Consider the following 21,323-nt stretch of genomic DNA (forward strand, 5'->3'; position numbering starts at 1 on the left):
GTTTTTATTTTACTCACCTTTTGCCAAAAATCCCTCAATCGTCCGGGCAATTGCCGGAAAGGCTTGCAGCACTTTTCGGTCGGCGGTAATCAACGGGACGTTCAACAGTTTGGCCAGCGCGACGAATTCGCAGTCGTAAGCCGAACAATTGCTGCCGGCCACCAATTGCAAGACCTGGACGGAGGAGATTTCGTATTCGTTTTGCTGCAGCAAGGTTTCGGCCTGGCGCACAATCCGTAAGGCATCGTCCAAGGTCAACAGTTTTTTGCGTAGATACAAAGCCAAGACATTGCGAAATTCGCTTTTCCAGAGATTGGGTGCAAGCCAGTGCGGCTCCCGTCTTAACAGTTGTTCGGCTTGTGCGGATTTTTCGCTATTGAGGTAAAGATAAGCAATCGTGTTGGTGTCGGCAACAATCATGGCCGGCCGGCGGATTTGGCTTGATCGATGTCCTGGTCGGTTAACAGGTAATGCGCGGTTTTCTCGCGCAGTTGCCGAGCCTGAGCTAGATGCTGATCGACACTGATTCGGTGCGGATCGATGATCCTTTCCACGCAGTAAATGACTTCGCTGTTAATGCTACGGTGGTGTAGCTTCGCTGCGGCTTTTAGCTGTTCGTATAAATCATCGGGGATGTTTTTTAGGGTCAAGGTTGCCATAACGCTCACCTGAAAAATAAAGCGGATTCCATTATGGAACCAAATCAATACCTGTCAAGCGTCCGATCAATAAAACACCCTAAACAAACGCTGAATCTGCCCAAACTCGTACAAATACGGCTGCGCCACGTCGCGGTTGGCGGCGACGACGATCAAGTCGTGGGAGAACACCGAGGTGTTGTACCAGTTGAAGCTACCGTCGATGACGATGTAATCGTCGATCACACAATATTTGCTGTGGATGGGCGAGTAAGGCACCGGCAGATCGTCCTGTCCATAAACCAGACCCACCCGAATCCCGGCATCGCGCAAACGTTGCACGGCCGGCAACAGCGGCCGAGCCAGTTCGTCAGCCATACTGCGCTCGACGCCGATTTTGCCTTGCCGGGCCAAGTGGCCGTTGAACAGCAATTGCACATCGACACCACGGTCGCGGGCCTGGATCAAGGCGTTAACGACGCTGTCGTGATGGTCGCCCAGCAAGTCGCCGATCAAAAACAAACACAGCTTCAAGGAACGGCGCGCTCTATGAATTTCCGCCAATATCGCGTGATGCGGCCGGTAAACCCTGCCATTAGCCATAGTGTGGCGGCCAAAGGTATACAACAAGTTGAATGGGCTGAGCGGATCGACGCCATACTTTTGAATCACGCCGCCGCGTTGACTCTGGAAGATGTTATCCAGCAAGCGGCACACGCCCTTGGAATGAAAACTCATCCCCGATTCCCAGTTGGCCCACCAACGATCAAAAGTGATGTTGAACGAGCCGATGATGCAATCTTCGTCATTAAAGATGACAAACTTGGTGTGCATGTCCGGCTCCACTTCGATCAAGTGGTGCTTGGGCGTGCAAAACACACCCACCAGTTCGATGCCGGAGCGTTTCAAGCGCGCATAATTCTGGCTATTGGTCAGCGTCATCTTCCGCCAATCGACGATGCATTGCACCCAGACGCCCTGCTGGCTGGCGTGAATTAAGTGGTTGATAAAATCGCCGTCGTCGATGCAATCGACGCTGACTTTGATGGTGCATAAACGGTCGGGTTGGCTGTGTTTGGCTGCGATGACTTTATCGATATGATCGTGAATAAAGCGTTTGGGGTGATAGGGATGAAACTGCTGACCCTTGGTGAATTTAGGCGTCAGTTGCAGGGAATCGAAATGATGGTTGTACCAATCCACATCGCTTTGCAGCTGGCCGGGATCAAGCTCGTAACTGCGGAAATGGTTGGGCGTAGCCCAATGCTCGTTGATATGGCGCTGCTGCGGGTGATTGTCCCGTAACTGGTCACCGTCCATGAAAATATAATCGTGGCGCGAGGCAATGGAATGCTCGCCCAAATGCACGATAAACGAAAACTTGATGCAGTTGATCTTGCCAAACTGCCCGGAGTGCGGCATCACGTAAAAATCCCGCGTCGAGCGTTTGTGCTTGTCCCATTCCACATCGTAAGCGTCGGTGTCGACGATATAGGTCTCGCAAATCGAATCCCGATAGACCTTCAGCACCACCTTCAAATTCGCGGCTATGCCGTGCGACATATGAAAGTCTATCTTGCCCCAGCGCACGTCGAAGGTTTCCCGAAAATCGTTACCGCGTTGAAAACAACCGCCCAATTTGCCAAATACCGGTTTGGCGTAATGTTCTGCTACTTGCATATGGTGCTGCCTAATTAAACAAGCTTTATTTTAATTGTAAAATCGCCTTAGCAATTCAGTCTATAGCGGCTCAAAGGTCATCAGATAGCCGCAATGATCCGATACCGGCCCGTAATCCTGCTCGGTGAACACGGTGCGTGCCGAACTGGCCCGCAAACCGCTATTCCTGTCCATGAAAATGTAATCGATTCGATAATCGTCGGCCAGATAATCCCGCCAATGCGCATCGTTCACCCGAAAAATTTGTTGAAACAGCGCCGGGGCGTTGGCGGCGAGATATTGGTCTTCGTATTGATGGCCGCTGACCACTAACTGATAGCCGGTCGAGCCGGCGGCGATATTGAAATCACCGCATAGCAAGGTGGCATCCACCTCGGCGCTGCGTTTGTCGTTCGCCCAAGCGGATAGCCGTTGAAATTGTTGCTGGAAGCCGTCTTCCCACCAACTTAAATGCGCGGAAAACACATCCAGGGTGCCGATATAAGGCACCTTGATACGGGCAGACACCACTTTACGGGAATGAATGCTATAGGCATCGTGGCTATCGGATACGTAGCGGGCTTCTTGCTCCATAAAGGGGTAGCGGCTAAGAATGGCCACACCCTCGCGGAATTTGTCAAAACCCAGGTGCGACCAATCCGTGTACAAATGAAACGGTTTCGGTAAGCGCTGGTTGATAATATTCGCGGAATTGGACGGCCAATCGCCGCGCCCGTCATTCCAATACTCGGCCACTTCCTGCAGGCAGACCACATCCGCGCTCAGGTCGTCGATGGCATTGGCGATTTGCCAAAATTTCCGGTCTTGGTCTTCCTCTTGGTAACAATGCAGATTCAAAATCAACAGCCGCAGCGGCGTGCGGCTTAGCGCGTAATTTTGCCCGGCATTGTTATCCCACAGCCGTTGCTGCTTGCTTTCACAGCAGATGCTGTATTGCAAACGAAAAGCGTCCCCTACCCTGATCCGCCCGTTCCACACTTGCGCAAGATGCAAGCCGGCGTAGATGGCTTTATGGGCAGACTTCCTTTGCGCCTGGCGGCGGCAGCTGGTGGTATGACTGTGTTGCCAATCGTCGATAGTCCAATGTATCGTGACATGGTCTATTTCCAGCGCAGCGTCCACCACCAGTTTGACCGGCACGGAATGTTGCCCGTCCTGCAGTTGTTCGGCGTGGCTCAATTGCAGCATGGCCGCGGCGTTGGTCAATCTAGCACCACTACCCGCGCCGCTGAAATAATCGCCACCTTCGTTGTTGTCCCAGTATTCGCTGCCGGCCGCTTGCAGACGCAAGGCAAAACGAATGTCGCCGGGTATGTCGGCATGTGGCTGCGGCGGAAATAGGATGTCGGCCTGCCAATACTCCTGCCCGTCTTCCGCCTTACGGTTGAATAAGGCCGGCAAAACATGCCAGACGCCATCTTCGCCGGCCCAGAGCACGTCAACTTGCTTGTGATAATCCAGGCCGGCCACCCGCATCAAAAACTGCAAGGATTGCTGACAGGCGGCGGCTTTGCCGGTGACGTTATTGGCTACATACAACAATTGGATGTTATCCATAGCTCCCCCTGGAGGTTGGGTTAAGCAGTGCCCAAAACGGGCCTTTGTCTAGGCGGCATAATGGCGAAAATCGATGTCAGGAAAAATATCGTCCATGATTTCCAGCGCGGTCAGATAGCGTTCATCGATACGGTTTTTACGAATCGCATCGTGCAGATAATTAAAACGGGCCAAATGATCGGTGATGCGTTTACGCGCATAATCGATAGTGGTGCCGGCCTTCATGATAAACGGCCAATCCGAAGACTGCGCCAGCAACAATGATCGGGCGGCTTGATTTAAAGCCCGTTGCTGTAAATCACTCACAGTAAAACTGCGTAAATCGTTGGCCAGCTTTTCCATTTCGGCGGCGGCCTTGTGTAACAGGGGATAAATCCAGTCATTGCTTTCGTTCAGCCAGTAACTGGAATACCCATGTTCGCCCCAACTGGAAGCGGCCGGCCTGGCCTGCACATGCTGCAACGGCAATTGTAAATAATCGCCGCAACTGACGGTCTGCACGCCGTTTTCGCTGCTGGCCGCCAAGCGTAACACTTGTTCAAGCCATAAAGGCCCTTCGAACCACCAATGTCCGAATAGTTCAGCATCGTAAGGCGCGACGATAAGCGGCGCTTGCGGCATTTCCGCAGTCAGCGCGTCAATTTGCTGCTGACGGCGCCAGATAAAATCCTCGGCATGTTGGCGCGCCTTCAGCTTGGCCCGCTCCGGTTGGTACACCTGCTTGGTTTGCTTGGCGCCGGTAATCCGGTAGTACTTGATGCCGGTGTTGATCCGGGTTTCGCCGTCCAGAATATAAGGCGCGATATATTCCAAAGGCAAGTCAAAGCCGATGTCGCGATAATACTCGCGATAATCGCCATCCCCCGGATAGCCTTCCTCGGCGCTCCACACCTGCCGCGAGGATGCCGGATCGCGGCCGAACGCCGCCACGCCATTGCCGCAATCCAACGGCGCATACACACCATGGCGCGGCGGCTGGTCGGCATCCATGACTGCATGGCTATCGACGAAAAAATAAGTGATGCCTTCGGCTTTTAGCGCCTGTTCCAGGCCCGGATAGTAACCGCATTCCGGCAACCAAAATCCGCTGGGCGCAAAGCCGAATTGGCTTTTAAAACTGGCGATACCCACGCCGATTTGATTACGCACCGACACCGGACTGACATTTAACAAGGGTAAAAAACCGTGGGTGGCGGCCGTGGTAATCAACTCCAGGCAGCCCGCGCTGTGATGCCGTTGAAACGCCGTCAGCAAATCACATTGATAGCGGTGCTGGTAGCGATGCAAGGCATCCTGAAACCACTGCATATACGTCTGCGCCAGCGGCTCAAACTGCGGCAGCCTGCGGGTGCGTTCCAACTCCCGCTCCGCCAGCTCCAGTCGGCCTTGCAGATAATGCAGATAACGGTTTTGCAGCAAGGGATCGCGCAGCATCGTCATCAGTGTCGGCGACAGGGATAAGGTCAGCCGGTACGGCACCTGATCGACATGCAAACGCTCCAGCATCGCCAACAAGGGCAAATAGCATTCGGTAATGGCTTCGAACAACCAGTTTTCTTCAAAAAAACTGTCGTGTTCGGGATGATGCACATAGGGCAAATGGGCATGCAAAACGATGCTGAGATAGCCTTTGTTCATCGCGGAATTAGTTTTGTTGGCCGGACGCGGTTACGGCAAGCGCCGAAGACGCCTGGGAAGGCAGCATTATAAACTGCGCCATCGCCGACGACAGCCTTTCCGTCATCGGCGACACTTGCGGCGCGACTGCGGCAGCCTGCGAATACGCCAAGGGATTGAATTCCTGCTGAGCATTGAGCCGGCCAATCGCCACCTGGTAAATCCCGGCGATGCAGGTGTCGCCGCTGGGCAACGTAATCTGCTGTTGGCTGCGTTCGGCGGCAACCGGCACATCGAACCAGGTTTTGGCCGATTCGGCCGGCAACGGGACCGCTTCGGGCAACGCCGGATGACTGTATACGCGCAAGGTCAAAGGCTGTGCATCTGCCGGTGGCTCGGCAAGCGGCACAAACGCCTGAGCCGCTTCATCCAGCTGCCAATAGACATGGATATGTTCCGGATCGACCGGCAACGCCACCAGCTTGGCGCTTTCAGCTTGGGCGGCAGCGCGTTGCAGGGGTGGGGCAAATTCGCGATTAATCTGCTGACTAATGCTTAACAACTCTTGCGGCGAGAAGCCGGTACTCGTCAACCGCGCCGCGCCGGCTCTAAACCGGCGCGGGGCAAAACCCCGGCTAATCTCCAGACTGATAGCCCGCATTTCCTCCGCAGAAAGCGGCATGCGGACTTGAGACGGTGAGGAGGAAAAGGCCATCGGCAATGTTAACGGGTCGGGTGACTAGGTTTTATCCTGTGGGTAGCGGACACTCCGCGACGTATCGCCGCAGCGACCAGGCTTTATAGACTCTAACCGTTGTCGATTATTTACGCAAGGCGTAGGCCCGCAGCCCTTATATGCAGTAAAATCAGGACTAATTCACAGTTTCTCGGTAAAGGGCATGCACAAACCATACAGTTTAAAGTCAGGGAGTCCCTATCCTCACGGCGCCCGGGTCAGCGAGGGCGGCGTCAACTTCTCCATCTCCAGCCGCCATGCGACGGACGTGGAACTGCTGTTATTTGCCGAATCCGACAGCATAAAACCTTTACAAGTCATACCCTTACAAAAAGAGAAAAACCATACGTTTTTCTCCTGGCACGTGTTTGTCGAAGAACTGCCGGTCGGCACCTGGTATGCCTGGCGCATCGACGGCCCCGCCAACACGCGCGAATCGGGCTTGCGGTTTGATCGCGAAAAATTATTGCTTGACCCTTGGGCGCGCGCAATCAGCGACAAATTATGGAACCGCGCCGCCGCCTGCAAGCCTGGTGATAATAGCCAACATGCCATGCGCGCGGTGGTGGTAGATGACCGTTACGACTGGGAAGGCGACACACCGCTGGCCATTCGCAGCGAAAAAGCCATTATCTACGAATTGCATGTCGGCGGCTTTACCCGCCACACCTCCGCCAAGGTTAAACACCCCGGCACCTTTATCGGCCTGATCGAAAAAATCCCTTACCTGAAAAAGCTGGGCATCACCCATGTCGAACTGCTGCCTATCATGGCCTTCGACGAGCAAGACGTGCCGCCGCATACCGCCGATCTGGGCTTGAAAAACTATTGGGGCTACAGCACGCACAGCTTCTTTAGCCCGCATCCCGGATACTGTGTCACGCCGGAACAAGGCACGCATATCCGCGAGTTCCGCGATCTGGTGAAAGCGTTGCACAAGGCCGGCATCGGCGTGATCATGGACGTGGTGTTCAATCACACCTCCGAAGCCGGCGCCGACGGTCCGGTGATCAATTTCAAAGGCATTACCGGCAACAGCTTTTATTTGACCGACAAGCACGACAAACGCATCTTTCACGACTATACCGGCTGTGGAAACACCGTGAACGCCAACCACCCGCTGGTCACCAACTTCATCATCAGCTGCCTGGAATACTGGGTGCGGGAAATGCATGTGGACGGCTTTAGATTCGACCTGGCCAGCGCCTTGGCGCGCGGCGAAGACGGCAGCGTACTGCAGGATCCGCCGCTGGTCTGGGGCATAGAACTATCCGAACAACTGGCCAAAACCAAGCTGATTGCGGAGGCCTGGGATGCCTCGGGGCTATACCAAGTCGGCAACTTTCCCGGCTACCGCTGGGGCGAATGGAACGGCCGCTACCGCGACGTAATTCGCCGCTTCCTGCGCGGCGACACCGGCATCATCGCCGAAGTGGCCACCCGGATTTGCGGCAGTAGCGATCTCTATCAACATCAGCACCGCTTGCCGATTAGCGGCATTAACTTTGTCACCTGCCACGACGGTTTTACGTTAAAAGACTTGTTCAGCTACAACGAAAAACACAATACCGCCAACGGCGAAAACAATCGAGACGGTTGCAGTAACAATCTCAGCAGCAACTGCGGCGTGGAAGGCCCCACCCCTGACCCGGCTATAGTCAAACTGCGGCGGCAACAGGTGAAAAACGCCTTTACGGTTTTGCTGCTTAGCCATGGCGTACCGATGTTGCTGGCTGGCGACGAATTTCTGCACACTCAGCAAGGCAACAACAACTGCTATTGTCAGGATAACGAATTAAGCTGGCTGAACTGGGATAAAGCCAAGGACAATGCCGACGTGCTGCATTTTGTGCAGCAGATGATCCGTTTGCGCAAACGTCATCCGGCCTTGATGCGCCGAAATTTCCTGACCGGCCGGAAAATGGAAGACAAGGATATGGCCGACATCAGCTGGCATGGCCTGGAAGTAGATCAACCGCCGCGTTGGGACGACCCGAACACGCGGATTCTGGCCTTTACGCTGGCGGCATTAGGCAAAGATGAAGCCGATTTGCACGCGATAATGAACATGTCCGACAGCAAACACAACCTGCAGCTACCGGAGGTTGAGGGCAAGAGCTGGTGTCTGGCCGTGGATACCGCGCAAACATCGCCCAAAGACATTATCGAGCCGACCGAGCAAAAAGCACTGAGCAGACCCTGGTATACCGTGGAGCCGCACTCCATTGTGGTGTTTGAAAACACCCATCAAACCGGTATCGATGGCGGCGATAGCGTGGCCAAACGGTCCGCCAGTTTTTTCAGCAAATTGACCGGCATCAAGTTGCTCGACCAGCCGGCGACGGAAATACCGACAAGTTAATGAAACAGCCTGTTGTCAGGGTATGCTATGGTGCGCCCTGACAACAAGCTGCCAAAATCATCAATCAAACACATCCCCCCAATCCGGTGGTGGTGGAGCCTCTTCGGGAGGGGGGGCATCTGAGCTCTGCGATTTTGGCTGCTCGGAATCGGTGTCGGCATATTGTCCTTCGGTCTTGGCAACCGGCTCGTCGGCAACCGGTTTTTCAGCCACTTTGGGTAAGCCGTCCAGATAACTATCCAGCAAAAGGCACAGGTTTTCGTAAAAACCGGCCACGGTCTGCTGCTGCATTTGCTGCTCTATAAACCCATACAAAAACTGCTTTTCCGCCGCAATCAGGGTGTCGCTGACAGCTTGCGCGGTTTGTTCGTCTAAGTGATGCTTACCGGCCAAGGCCAAGGCTAATCTGTCGCCGCGCCGCTCCTGCCGGTCCTTAATGTCTTCCAGCAACTCTTCGATGCCGGCCAGCCGCCGACGTTTATGCCGCCGATTAACGAATAACACCGCGATCAAGCCGGTCAACAACACCAGCGATAGCTCTCCTAAGCCGATAAGCAGCAGAGATTGCATCATTTCCCCAGCTCCGTAATGCTTTCACGCACACCGCGTTCGGCATCATGAAAAATTTGCAGCATCTTTTTACTGCTGTTTTCCAACTCTAAGGCGGTCTGATTGCCGCTAAACACTCGGGTATATTCGGCGGACATTTCGTCTATGGTTTTCATCGCGTTATCCAGTTGCCGCACCAGTTGTTGGTTAATCCGCTCCAAGCCGGCCAATTGGTTCGCTTGGGGCGAATCCTGCGCCGCAGCAACCGGCGCAAGCGTGCCCCGATTCGCCAGCAAATTCTGATATGGCTCGGTTAGCCGACCGATACGTTGCTCGATCTCACTCAACAACACCAATTCGCGTTTTAAAAACAAGCGAATAACCCCTTCAAACACAGCGCGTTCTGATGCATTGACTTCTTGCAACAATGGCTCAATCTCCGCTGTAGCCAACCCGCAGTTTTCTTCCAGAAATTGCTCCAACCAGCGAGTCTTCACGATGGACTGCTCTTCAAGCTCGGTAATGAAATGTTCAATTTCGGCCATCTCCTTCCCTCGCCGGTTTCTCGAGATAAAAAACAGCAAGATAACCAACAGCGTCAAAACCCCCAACGCCTCCGCCGCTAATATCACTACCACGGAATCGAATGGATTCATGACAATCTCTCCAGTAACTGCTGATGTTTATCTGCTTGGCTTTTTTTCAGGTATCGATAGGTAAAAAATCCCCCCACACCCAATATCAGATTGATGGCCAACATGATGCCGCCAACCAACAACCAATTGGTTTCCGGGGCGTCCGGCGGCGGATGTAGCTCATGCTCAGCCTGCTCATGCTTCCCGGCATCGGCTTCGTGATCGGTTTTTTCAGGATCAGCTGATTCGTGATGCACATCCGTATCTGCCGCCGGTGCGGCAGCCTCGACTTTCTCGGCAGGAACGAACCAACTGTCATCGATACTCAGCGGTTTGATCGCCGGCGCCAGCGGCTTGCCGGCATGATCTTTAGCCATCACATTAAAATTGACATGCGTGGTGGTCTGCGGCGGCAAACCGGCCAAATCCAGCAGCCAAACCCCGTCTTTATTTGTCAATGCGCGGGTTTCCGGCTCATGCCCGGTTTGGTTAATCACCGCATTGACGACCAAGCCGGCGGGATCGATCAGTTTGGCATCCGGTAACAGTTTTAGGGTGACTTGGCGTTGTGCTGCATCGACGTGCTTCTCGACCGTAATCGGCGTGGCAACCACTTCGATCTCATGAATAATTTCCCGCTTGAAGGTCTTGCCGTCCGCAACGATTTTCAGCAAATGCTTGCCCAAACTTAAATGCTCAGTCTTGTGCTGGTAAAAACCGGGTTCTGCAACCACGACCGGCATTTTTGCCGGTGCTTGCTGATCCTGGATCACTTCCAGGGTCAGCATGCCCAGGAAATCGGCGCGGGTTATCAGCTTATCCTTGTCGGTGAAATGCGCTTTAATCGGCAAGGTTTCGTTCTCGCCCAGAAAATTAGGTATCTCACTGAGTTGTAATTTCAGGTCAGTGACGATCATGACTTGGTTATCGGGATCGACTTCCGCCACCAAACGCCATTCACCGATCAACGGTTGCTTGACAGTGATTAGGTCGTAAGCCTGGCTTTCCAGCCAGGACACGTTGGCGACCATGCTTTGTTTACTGATACTTTTGCCGTCCGGCGCAACCAATTGGGTTGGCGCGGCATGCGGTTTTTTGAACACCAACACCGAAAACTCGTGGATGCCGCTATCGACCTGGAATTTATTATCGGTCAGCGGCAAAGTCTCTTTCGGCGCGGCTTTTTGGGCCATTTTCAAAAACACCCGTTGCAATTGCTCCGCCGATTGCGCAGTTTCCGCCCAGCCGCCGGTCTCGAAGGCCAGTTTTTCCAACAATTCTTTATCGGCTTGCTCGGACAATGCCACGGTTTGTACGTTGATGTTTTGCTGCTGGAGCTTGGGTATCCACTCGCTGAGGATGCGCTCGCGGGAATCCGCGCTTTGCATGATGTCCTTGGAAATATCCACAAAACCGTCGGTCAATAAAATCAGATGTTTCTTGCCGCCACCCTTAAAGCCCTGGCTCAACACAGTCTGAATCGCGTCCTCGATGTGGGTATACAAACCGCGAGAATGAATATTGCCGATGGCTTTACCGGCTTGCTGTTTCCAGGCTGCATTGACAGTATCGGTAGCGGACAGCGGCGCGGTTTTTTCCGCGAATAACCAAAACGCGGCCTTGGCACCGTCCGGCAACAAGTTGACCAGCAAGCGGCTGGCCTCGATGCGCAGATTATCCGGATCGTTCTGTTTCATGCTGCCGGATACGTCTATTAACACCTGAATTTCGTCGGCGCCGGCAGCGGCGGGCACGGGTTGGCAGCGCGCAGAATCAACAGTAACCACCAACACGCAGAACACCGTAAAAATAAACGACTTGCACATAAGTCCGCCGATAAAAGTTTAGGCAACGGATAGCAAATATAGTCCAAGCGCCTGACTATTCTGTTATTTTTTAATTCAGGCTGCGGCTGGCGTTACACTTTATAATGTTTTCACTATTTCAACCAAAGGAGAACTTATGTCTATCAAACGAATGGTCGATCTGGATTTGGCCGGCAAGCGCGTGTTAATCCGCCAAGATTTGAATGTGCCGGTTAAAGACGGCAAAGTCACCAGCGACTTACGCATCCAAGCCAGCGTCCCGACCGTGGAAGCCGCATTGGCCGGCGGCGCGGCAGTGATTTTGATGTCACACTTGGGCCGGCCCACCGAAGGCGAATACGACGAAGCGTCCAGCCTGCAACCCGTCGCCGAGCGCTTTTCGCAGTTGCTGGGTCAACCGGTGCGTTTGGTGAAAGATTGGCTGGAAGGCGTGGAAGTCAAACGCGGCGAAGTAGTGCTGTGCGAGAACGTGCGTTTCAATAAAGGCGAAAAGAAAAACAGCGCCGAACTGGGCCAAAAAATGGCCGCGCTGTGCGACATTTTTGTGATGGACGCCTTTGGTACCGCGCACCGCGCCGAAGCCTCGACCCATGCAGTAGCCGAACACGCCGCCGTCGCTTGCGCCGGCCCACTGCTGGCAGCCGAACTGGACGCGCTGGGTAAAGCCCTGGAAACCCCTGCCCGGCCGTTAGTTGCCATCGTCGGCGGGTCAAAAGTATCCACCAAACTGACCGTGCTGGAGTCCTTGTCGTCTAAAGTCGATCAATTGATCGTCGGCGGCGGCATCGCCAACACCTTTATCGCCGCAGCTGGTTACTCTGTGGGTAAATCCCTGTACGAAGCGGATTTAATTCCGGAAGCCAAACGCTTGATCGCATCGGCAAAAGAACGCGGCGCGGATATTCCGGTACCGGTGGATGTGGTCTGCGCGAAAGAGTTTTCGGAAAGCGCTGCGGCTACCGTGAAAAACGTGGCCGACGTGGAAGCCGACGACCTGATCCTGGACATTGGACCTGAAACCAGCAAGCAATACGCCGACATCCTGAAAACCGCCGGTACCATCGTCTGGAACGGTCCGGTCGGCGTATTCGAAATCGACCAATTCGGCGAAGGCACTAAAGCCATGTCCATGGCGATTGCCGAAAGCCCGGCCTTCTCGATTGCCGGCGGCGGCGACACATTGGCGGCGATAGACAAATACGGCATCGCCGACAAAGTGTCTTACACCTCTACCGGTGGCGGCGCGTTCCTGGAGTTCCTGGAAGGCAAGGAATTGCCGGCGGTAGCGATTTTGCAAACTCGCGGCTAAACGCACGGATCTTGCAGGGCTAATCGAGCCTGTGTTTGAAATGATGTACCAGTCGATCTGCATGGTGAATTGTTGATCGACTGGTCCAGGCCTCAGGCGTCATTTGCGGGGGGCTCGCGATGCTATACCCAGCCAACGTCCCTAAGTTAGCTACCTTTAGGAGTGCCCATGTCTCAGGACAAAATCATGCGTAACTTCTGCGCAATCATAGCGGCCTTTGTGCCTCTCGCGTCTCACGGCGCAACATCCAGCTTCATATGTAAGTTTGAAGTTGAGGCCTCCCCAAAGGGGTTAGCCAAGCAAAGCAAGCCCTTCGAGCTTCGCTTCGTAGTCGACAACGATACAAATAAAGCCTACCTAATGGGCAATGCTGGTTCAGCTGAAGTTGAGATCATTCCAAACTCCGGTGGGATCTCCTTCCTAGAGATCACAGATTCCGGAAACGTTATGGTCACAGCGGTCACAAAGAATGGGGAGGCCGTCCACAGCAGAAACGGTATCATGTCCAAAGAGCTGGTCCCGAGCCAATTATATGGAAGCTGTTTTTTACAATGAAGGCAGCTAACCCTGTCATGTCAAACATTAGCCTTTATGGTCAAACCTGCATTTTCTCCCGCCTTGATACGCCAGGCACTTGAGCAAAGTTGGTCTGAAAAGACCAGCGTTTGCTACAACCCCGAAATCGCGCCGCTCTCATATGGACAGTGCGCTCCGACAGCGATTGTTGTTTTCGAAACTTTTGGTGGCGAAATACTAAGAACCGAAGTCCCAAAGTGGGACGGATCATTAATCCGTCATTTCTACAATCGAATTGAGGGACAACGACATGACTTCACTGAGGATCAGTTCAAAATCCCAGATGACCCAAATTACTGGGGCGAATTCGTCTACAAAGACATTCTTTCAAGTGTTGCCGAGGCTGCTTCTGAAACGCTGCCTGGTCAGTTACTAGCTATGAGGCTGGCATTTGCCAATGCACTGGATCGTGCCAGTGAGAGTGGCAATGGTTAACCTCTCAGACAACCCGGGACATTCCACAGCCCAGGAGGGTACGCACCTCGTACCTTTTAGCTTTCGCCGCCATGATAACTTTCCAACGCTACGCGATGCGTACCCTACAACTAACTTCGGTAACCGATTAACAGCCGACAGGCTCGTCGGGATAGAACCTGAAGCCCTACCCCAACAACCAATTCAGCAAGTAGCCTCGATGAAATCGAGGTTTCGAAGACCAACCCCCTTCAATTTCCGATGTGGGCTTGATGACCGGCAGGCCAACGCCCTCGATTCCGCTATCACTGCATCGAGGCTACAATGGCCTGACTTCAATCGAGGTAAGGAATGGCGATGGTGGCGTATCGGCGTAATTTCGTGGCGGGTGGCACCTACTTTTTTACGGTGACTTTGCGTGATCGTCGGGCGCGTTTCCTGGTCGAACATATCGGCGATTTACGCCGAGCATTTGCGCAAACCCGCGCCCGAAAACCCTTCGTGATTGAGGCTATGGTGGTATTGCCCGATCATTTGCATGCCATCTGGCGTTTGCCGGAACACGATACCGATTATCCCGGACGTTGGAAGTCAATCAAGTCGCTGTTCACTCAAGCGCTGAACAGCCATGGTATCGATGTCGGCAAACGGCATGACTGCAGCGCATCCATCTGGCAACGCCGTTATTGGGAACATACCATTCGCGACGAACAGCATTGGTTACATCACATCGATTACATTCACTTCAACCCGGTGAAGCCCAGTAGGGTACGCACCGCGTACCTTTTAACTTTCGCCGCCATGATAACTTTCCAACGGTACGCGATGCGTACCCTACAATTATTTCGGTAACCGAATAAGAGCCGACAGGCTTGTTGGTATAGAACCTGAAGCCCTACCCCAACAACTAATTCATCTTCCTGACCACCGCCTCATTGGCCCGACCTTGCGTCAAATCTCACGACTCAACAGCCACTGCTTTGGGCGCGGTGTAGCGTTTCCAAACTGCCATGCCCAGATTTTTGAAATCGTCCAGATAGGTGTAAGCCACCGGAATCACTAACAGACTGAGCAAGGTGGACGTCACCAAACCACCAATTACGGCGACGGCCATCGGGCTGCGGAAGGAGGAATCGGCGTTGCCCATGCCTATCGCAATCGGCAACATACCGGCACCCATCGCAATCGTGGTCATCACAATCGGCCTGGCCCGTTTGTGGCACGCATCCAATAACGCATCCACCCGGCTCAAGCCCTGCTCGCGGCGAGCAATGATGGCGTAATCAACCAACAGGATGGAGTTTTTGGTGGCTATCCCCATCAACATTACCAAACCAATTAAAGACGGCATCGAAAAGGCCTTGCCGGTCAATAGCAAGGCCACGAAGCCGCCGCCGAAGGACAACGGCAGCGCCGCCAAAATGGTGATGGGTTGCAGGAAGTCTTTAAACAGCAACACCAGCACGATAAAAATACACAACACGCCGGTCAGCATCGCCAGGCCAAAGCTGGCGAATAGCTCGCCCATCATTTCCGCGTCGCCGATATTGATGCGTTTGACGCCGGCCGGCAGGTTTTTAATGCTGTCCAGATTCTCCACCGCAGCCGCAACATCACCCAGCGGCTGGCCGGATAATTCGATTTCGAAATTGATATTCCGCGACCTGTCGTATCGATCAATCACGGCCGGTCCGCTGGACAGTTCCAGTTTCGCCACCTGGCCGACCATCACAGCGCCGATGCCGGGCTTGGCGGACGGCACGGCCAAGCGTTCCAATACGCTCAAATCTTGCCGGCCTTCATCGGCGAGTTTGACGACCATCGGCACTTGGCGTTGCGCCAGATTGAGCTTGGATAAAGACCAATCGTAATCGCCCAAAGTGGCAATGCGCAGGGTTTCCGCTAGTGCCGTGGTGGTCACGCCCAGATCGGCGGCGCGGGCGAAGTCCGGCCTTACCGCTATTTCCGGCCGCACCAGCGCGGCGCTGGAGGCGATGCTGCCCAGGCCAGGAATGGTTCTGAGGTCGCGTTCCAGATTGCGAGCGGCGGCGCTCAAGGCTTGCGGATCGTCGCCGCTCAATACCAACACGTATTTTTCGCCGGAAGCGCCCAATCCCACCTTGGTGCGCACGCCGGGTAGTTTTTGCAGGGCCAGGCGGATATTTTGTTCAATGGCCTGTTTACGCACCGGGCGGTCCTGGCGATTGGCCAAGGTAATCGTCAACGTGGCTTTGCGTACCTCGCCGGCGCCCTGGTTGCCGGCCATAGGATCGCTACCCGCCGAACCGCTGCCGATGGTGGTATAAATCGTTTTTACGTAGTCGATACCGGCAATCAATTGTCTAGCCGCTTCGGCGGACGCGCGCGTTTGCGCCAAACTCGAACCGGGCGGCAGTTCCACGAACACCTGGGTCTGTGGGTTGTCGTCCGCCGGGATGAAGCCGGTCGGCAATAGCGGAATCAAAAACAGCGAGCCGATAAAGAACGCTGCCGCGCCGCCCATCGTAGCCAGCCGATGATGCAGACACCAGCCCGCCAACTTCATATAAGTGCGCATCACCGCACCTTCCTTGGGCTCAGAATGGTCGAGATCTTTCAGCATATACGCCGCCATCATCGGCGTCAGCATCCTGGCGACCACCAAGGACGCCATTATCGCCAGCGCCGCCGTCCAGCCGAATTGCTTGAAAAACCGGCCGGCCACTCCGCTCATGAAGGCGGTCGGCAGAAATACCGCGACTAGCGCAAACGTGGTCGCGACGACGGCCAAGCCGATTTCATCCGCGGCCTGCATCGCGGCTTGGTAAGGCGTTTTACCCATCCGCAGGTGGCGGACGATGTTTTCCACTTCGACAATGGCGTCGTCGACCAGGATGCCGATCACCAAGGATAAGGCCAATAGCGTGATCACGTTTAGCGAGAAGCCCAAATAATCCATGCCCAGGAAGGCCGGAATCACCGACAGCGGTAATGCGACAGCCGAAATAAAAGTGGCCCGCCAATCGCGCAAGAACAGCCAGACCACTAAAACCGCCAGCAAGGCGCCTTCGTAAAGCATGGTCATCGAGCCTTGAAATTCTTCCTCGACCGGTGTGACAAAGTTAAACGCTTCGGTGAATTCGATATCCGGATTGGCGACACGCAATTCGGCCAAGGCTTTTTGTACGCCGGCACCGACCTCCACTTCACTGGCACCCCGGCTACGGGTCACTTCAAAGCCCACTACCGGTTTGCCGTTCAGCAGCGCCAACGCGCGCGGTTCCGCTACCGAGTCGTCCACCTTGGCGACTTGATCGAGCCGAATATGGCGGCCATCGGCCAGTGAAAGCTGCAAGGGCCGTATTTCCTCGACCGAGGCCACGTTGGCCAAGGTACGCACCGGTTGCTCACCGCTACCCAAATCGATCCGGCCGCCGGCGCTCTCACGCTGGATTTGCCGCAATTGCCGGGAAATGTCCGACGCCGTGGCACCCAAGGCTTGTAGCTTGACCGGGTCCAGCGCAATCGTTACTTCCCGGCTGACGCCGCCCACCCGATTGACCGCACCGACGCCGCGTACCGCCAACAGGCGTTTGGCTACCGTGTCTTCCACAAACCAGGACAGCGCTTCTTCATCACGCTGCGCGGAGCTGACGGTTAAGGCCAAAATCGGCGAACCGGCCAAATCCAGTTTGGTGACAACCGGATCGCGCAGGTCGCCCGGCAAATCGGCGCGTACTTTGGACACTGCCGAACGCACATCGTCCAAGGCTTCCTGCACCGGTTTTTCCAGACGAAATTCGGCGGTAATCGTGGCGCTGCCGTCCTGGACCTTGGAGGTGATGTGTTTCAAACCCTGCAAGGTGGCGATGGCGTTTTCGATTTTCCGCGCCACCTCGGTTTCCAGTTGCGACGGCGAAGCGCCGGGCAGCGAGGTCGAGACCGTGATGGTGGGCAGATCCAGATCGGGGAAATTCTGGATTTTCATTGCTTTAAAGCTGAGCAAACCGGCGAAGCTGAGCAGCACGAACAACATCATCGCCGGAATGGGGTTACGGATACACCAGGCTGAGACGTTCATTGTGTCACCACCCGCACGCTATCGCCGTCGGCCAAAAACGAGGCACCGCCAGCCACCAACCGATCTTCGGCGGCCACGCCGGATAAAATTTCCACCTGGTCGCCGTTTCTGCGGCCCAACTGCACTTTGACCTGCTTGACGCGGGCCCGGTCTTCGGTTTGTTCGGTCAACAAAAATACATAACTAAAGCCATCCCGCAGCGACAGCGCCTCTTGCGGCACCGTTAGCGCCGTGGAACTGCCCAATTCAAATTCGCCGCGGGCGAACATACCGGCACGCAAACCGGTCTGCGCGGCATGAGGTAAGTCAACATAAACCAGGCCATTGCGATTTTGCACATCCAGGGTAGGCGCCAGGAAACGCACTTCACCGTCGATACTGCCAACATTCGGGACCTCTACCCTCACCTTATTGCCCGGTTTCAGTTGCGTCATTTCGGCGGCTGTAAGCTCGCCGCGCCATTCCAGGCGGTTTTGCCGGATCAAGCGGAACAATTCCTGGCCCTTGGCCGCGACCGCGCCCAAGGTGGCGCTACGCGCGGAAATCACGCCGTCGTCGCTGGCCAATACCTTGGTGTATTTCAGGCGTAACAATTGCGCATCCAACTGCGCTTTGGCGGATTGCAGTTTGGCCTCCGCGGTTTTGGCGCCGGTCAGATACTGATCCACTTGTTGCGCGCTCAAAGCGCCGGATACCGAGACCTTGCGCGCCCGCTCGGCGTTAAGCCGCGCTTCGGCCAGATTGGCTTCGGCTTCGGCCACTACGCCGCGGGCTTGCGCGACATCGGCCAATACGCTTTCGTCCGAAAAAGTCGCCAACACCTGGCCTTTTTTAACGGCTTCGCCGATTTGCACGTTAACCGCGCTCAGGCGCAGATCGCCGATTTCGGCGCCGATCACGGCTTCCTGCCAAGCCGCAATCGAACCGTTAGCCGTGAGACTGAGCGGAATATCATGCGTCTGTGGACGGATCGCGGACACGCTGAGCGCCGGATTGGCAGCCGGTGCTTCGGTAGATGGCGCGGGCTGGCTGACGCGGCCGATCGCTACGCCAATGCCGATTAATAATAGTAAGGCGGCGAATAGCACGCCTATTTTTCCCTTGGTCATGAGTTTCCTCCGTTGAGCATGTCGTTTTGATTCGGATATAAATGCGTGTTGCCGGTGTCACTAGGTATGGATGGATCTGCCGCCGCCGTGTCCGGATTCGGCGACTCGCCAGCATCGGTCCAGCCGCCGCCCGCCGCGCGATACAGCGCGATCCAAGCACCGACCTGTTCCTGCTCCAGTTCTTCTAGCGCCAGTTCAGAGGCCAGCACGTTGCGGCGGGCAGTTTCCACATCCAGCAAATTACCCAGTCCGCTTTGGTAGAGCGTTTGCAGCGCCTGAAAGTTTGCCCGGTAACCGCTGACCGCCTCGCGGCCTTGCGGCAAGCGTTGGCGGGTGCTGTCCAGACGCACCAGGGCGTCTTCGACTTCCTTGACCGCCGTGCGCACCTTGGCGCGGAAACGACTTTCCGCCGCTTGGTATTGCACCTTGGCGACTTCCACATCGGCCGCGCGCTTGCCGGCGTCGAACATCGGCAAGCTCAGCGTCGGTCCTATCGCCCAAGTCTGCGCCAGCATCAACGCCGCGCCGTTGATGTTTTGCAGGGTCGGGGTGATGTTGCCCGACAGGCTCAATTTCGGAAATTGTTTGGCCCGTTGCACGCCGATATTGGCGCTGGCCTCGGCGAGGTCGCGTTCGGCGGCCGCCACGTCGGGCCGTTGCAATAACACCTTGGCCGGTAAGGAAGCGATTTCGAATGCCGGTGGAGTGGGCAGTTTCGCCGCCTGATCGGCCGAGCCGTTCAGTAACGACCGCAAGTCGGCTTCCGCGAGGCCGGTCATAGCCACCAGGCTTTTGATAGAACGTTCGCACTGGGCTTGTTGTTGCAGCAAGGTTCTGTTGCCTTCGGCGGCACTGGCGGTAGCCAAGGCTACATCGCCCGGCGAGCGGAACCCGCTCTGGCCGGCAACCGCCGCTACCCGCGCCGATTCGCGGCGCGAATCGCTGTCGGTACGCAATAGCTGCACTTGTGCTTCGCAATAGCGGTAAGCCAGGTAGGCATCGGCAACTTCCACCGCCACCGCGACTCTGGCGTCGTGCCAGGAGGCGTTGCGCGATTCCAGCTGGCTTTGGGCCGCTTCCTGCTGCCGGGCCAAACCGCCAAACAAGTCTATTTCCCAACTGGATTGCAATCCGGCCGAGAATTGGTTCCAGATGAACGGCGTGCCGCCAAACGAAGACGAGGAGCGTTTGGAGGCGAACTCTGAATCCAGTTTCGGCAGGATGGCCGCATCGGCGCCCACAAGATTTGCTCTAGCTTCTTCGATGCGCGCTCGGGCGTCGGCGACCGTGGCGCTCACCTGTTCGGCTGCGCTTAACAGGCGAATCAGAGCCGGGTCCTGAAAACGCTCCCACCAACGCATCAGCTCGGCGGTGTCGCCTTGATGCGCCTGCTGCCCTTTGGCCGCATCCGCTTGCGGCGCTTGCCAGCTCGCAGGCGCCGGCAATGGTTCTGTTTGATAATCAGGGCCGACGGTCGTCAATAAACCGCCGGACCCGCAGGCCGAAAGCAGCAAGGGGATCAGACTCAAGCAAAGCGGCCGCGAGATATTATTGTTCATGGTTGCCATCCCGAGCGCGGCGCGCGGCTTCACCTTCGATCATGGCCAGTGCGTAACCGGCCAGACGTTCGGCCAGCACGTCGATGTTTTGTGGAGAATTTAAAATTTGCGGGGAAATCATCGAGATGACGTCTTGTCCGACATAGAAATGCACCGCCATGCCTATCATCGCGAAAACCAGCCGATGTAAGTCGTCATCAATGCGACTCAATCCCAAATGTTCCTTGAGCAGCAATACCAAAGATTCATGCTGCGGTTTGATTTCCGCATCGATTTCCTGCTGCCAGGCACCGGTCGGCTCGATCATCTCCCGGAAGTGCAGCTTCATCACAAGCCCAAAGTCCTCACCTTCTTTCAGCGGTTCCAGGAATTCGCCGAAAAACCGGGTCAACACTTCGGGCAACGGTAAGTTGGCATAGGCCGCGACATCGGAACCGCAACGTGCGTCGCCCATCGGTTCAAAGAATGCTGCGCGATATAAACCGGCCTTATCGCCGAAGTAGTAGCGAATGGCCGAAATATTGGCGCCAGCCGCCTCGCAAATTTCCCGGGTGGAGGCGGCTTTGTAGCCTTTTTCGGCAAACAGCCGCAATGCCGCCATGACCAGCCGGCTGCGGGCATCGTGAGTTTCGGTTTCGGAGTTTTCAGGTGCGACCATGCTGCCTCTGCGGAAGTGCTTGTTAGAAAAAAATCAAT

18 protein-coding genes are annotated in these 21,323 nt (G+C 55.4%); 5 read left to right on the forward strand and 13 right to left on the reverse strand.

The genetic code is table 11. The annotated features are described in order from the left end of the window. Positions 1-9: 9 nt before the first annotated feature. The 6 genes from ACMXD4_RS18025 to ACMXD4_RS18050 all read right to left on the reverse strand — a co-directional run bounded on the left by ACMXD4_RS18025 (position 10) and on the right by ACMXD4_RS18050 (position 6,174). The gene (locus tag ACMXD4_RS18025; protein WP_171694388.1) at positions 10-420 is read right to left on the reverse strand and encodes a type II toxin-antitoxin system VapC family toxin; all 411 of its coding nucleotides are present in this window, start codon (positions 418-420) and stop codon (positions 10-12) included. Further along, positions 417-659, reverse strand: coding sequence for a FitA-like ribbon-helix-helix domain-containing protein (locus ACMXD4_RS18030; protein ID WP_171694387.1), 243 nt, complete (start codon positions 657-659; stop codon positions 417-419). Before ACMXD4_RS18030 ends, ACMXD4_RS18025 begins: the two co-directional genes overlap by 4 nt. A 66-nt stretch (positions 660-725) precedes the next feature. Further along, the gene (locus ACMXD4_RS18035; protein WP_415878994.1) at positions 726-2,318 is read right to left on the reverse strand and encodes a phospholipase D-like domain-containing protein; all 1,593 of its coding nucleotides are present in this window, start codon (positions 2,316-2,318) and stop codon (positions 726-728) included. A gap of 60 nt (positions 2,319-2,378) precedes the next feature. Then, entirely contained in the window at positions 2,379-3,875 is a 1,497-nt protein-coding gene (locus ACMXD4_RS18040; protein ID WP_415878995.1) for an endonuclease/exonuclease/phosphatase family protein, read from the reverse strand. A 48-nt stretch (positions 3,876-3,923) separates the two neighbouring features. Continuing rightward, positions 3,924-5,513 (reverse strand): glycoside hydrolase family 57 protein, encoded by a 1,590-nt coding sequence (locus tag ACMXD4_RS18045; protein ID WP_415878996.1) that lies wholly within the window; start codon positions 5,511-5,513, stop codon positions 3,924-3,926. Positions 5,514-5,520: 7 nt separating this feature from the next. Beyond that, complete coding sequence (locus tag ACMXD4_RS18050) at positions 5,521-6,174, reverse strand: DUF4912 domain-containing protein (protein WP_415878997.1); 654 nt, start codon at positions 6,172-6,174, stop codon at positions 5,521-5,523. Positions 6,175-6,391: 217 nt separating this feature from the next. Between ACMXD4_RS18050 and glgX the strand changes: the two genes are divergently transcribed. Next, entirely contained in the window at positions 6,392-8,590 is a 2,199-nt protein-coding gene (gene glgX, locus ACMXD4_RS18055) for a glycogen debranching protein GlgX (protein WP_415878998.1), read from the forward strand. A gap of 60 nt (positions 8,591-8,650) precedes the next feature. Here the strand turns inward: glgX and ACMXD4_RS18060 are convergent, their stop codons facing one another. Genes ACMXD4_RS18060 through ACMXD4_RS18070 form a run of 3 tightly spaced genes read right to left on the reverse strand, consistent with a single transcriptional unit; the run spans position 8,651 to position 11,600 of the window. Then, the gene (locus ACMXD4_RS18060; RefSeq protein WP_415878999.1) at positions 8,651-9,163 is read right to left on the reverse strand and encodes a hypothetical protein; all 513 of its coding nucleotides are present in this window, start codon (positions 9,161-9,163) and stop codon (positions 8,651-8,653) included. Further along, entirely contained in the window at positions 9,160-9,795 is a 636-nt protein-coding gene (locus tag ACMXD4_RS18065) for a hypothetical protein (protein ID WP_171694380.1), read from the reverse strand. The genes ACMXD4_RS18060 and ACMXD4_RS18065 overlap by 4 nt, the downstream gene beginning before the upstream one ends. After that, a complete protein-coding gene (locus ACMXD4_RS18070; RefSeq protein WP_415879000.1) occupies positions 9,792-11,600 on the reverse strand; it encodes a VWA domain-containing protein in 1,809 nt (602 codons plus the stop codon). The genes ACMXD4_RS18065 and ACMXD4_RS18070 overlap by 4 nt, the downstream gene beginning before the upstream one ends. Before the next feature lie 136 nt (positions 11,601-11,736). On the opposite strand from ACMXD4_RS18070, the gene ACMXD4_RS18075 reads away from it, so the two are divergent. The 4 genes from ACMXD4_RS18075 (at position 11,737) to ACMXD4_RS18090 (ending at position 14,751) form a co-directional block, all read left to right on the forward strand. After that, positions 11,737-12,909: a phosphoglycerate kinase gene (locus ACMXD4_RS18075; RefSeq protein WP_415879001.1), complete on the forward strand. Its 1,173-nt coding sequence runs from the start codon at positions 11,737-11,739 to the stop codon at positions 12,907-12,909. 168 nt (positions 12,910-13,077) lie between these two features. Next, the gene (locus tag ACMXD4_RS18080; protein WP_415879002.1) at positions 13,078-13,464 is read left to right on the forward strand and encodes a hypothetical protein; all 387 of its coding nucleotides are present in this window, start codon (positions 13,078-13,080) and stop codon (positions 13,462-13,464) included. Positions 13,465-13,500: 36 nt separating this feature from the next. Then, entirely contained in the window at positions 13,501-13,920 is a 420-nt protein-coding gene (locus tag ACMXD4_RS18085) for a hypothetical protein (protein WP_415879003.1), read from the forward strand. Between the two features lie 330 nt (positions 13,921-14,250). Beyond that, entirely contained in the window at positions 14,251-14,751 is a 501-nt protein-coding gene (locus ACMXD4_RS18090; RefSeq protein ID WP_415879004.1) for an REP-associated tyrosine transposase, read from the forward strand. 106 nt (positions 14,752-14,857) lie between these two features. Here ACMXD4_RS18090 and ACMXD4_RS18095 read toward each other — a convergent pair whose 3' ends face one another. From ACMXD4_RS18095 to ACMXD4_RS18110, 4 genes are read right to left on the reverse strand one after another with little or no spacing between them, the layout of a single operon-like run. After that, on the reverse strand, positions 14,858-17,959 hold the full coding sequence (locus ACMXD4_RS18095; RefSeq protein ID WP_415879005.1) for an efflux RND transporter permease subunit: 3,102 nt from the start codon (positions 17,957-17,959) through the stop codon (positions 14,858-14,860). Then, positions 17,956-19,068 (reverse strand): efflux RND transporter periplasmic adaptor subunit, encoded by a 1,113-nt coding sequence (locus ACMXD4_RS18100; RefSeq protein WP_415879006.1) that lies wholly within the window; start codon positions 19,066-19,068, stop codon positions 17,956-17,958. The genes ACMXD4_RS18095 and ACMXD4_RS18100 overlap by 4 nt, the downstream gene beginning before the upstream one ends. Then, positions 19,065-20,627, reverse strand: a complete 1,563-nt coding sequence (locus tag ACMXD4_RS18105; RefSeq protein WP_415879007.1) for an efflux transporter outer membrane subunit — start codon at positions 20,625-20,627, stop codon at positions 19,065-19,067. Before ACMXD4_RS18105 ends, ACMXD4_RS18100 begins: the two co-directional genes overlap by 4 nt. After that, positions 20,617-21,285: a CerR family C-terminal domain-containing protein gene (locus tag ACMXD4_RS18110; protein WP_415879008.1), complete on the reverse strand. Its 669-nt coding sequence runs from the start codon at positions 21,283-21,285 to the stop codon at positions 20,617-20,619. The genes ACMXD4_RS18105 and ACMXD4_RS18110 overlap by 11 nt, the downstream gene beginning before the upstream one ends. Between the last annotated feature and the right edge of the window lie 38 nt (positions 21,286-21,323).

It is taken from the genome of Methylomonas sp. TEB (assembly GCF_047777895.1).
Classification (GTDB): domain Bacteria; phylum Pseudomonadota; class Gammaproteobacteria; order Methylococcales; family Methylomonadaceae; genus Methylomonas.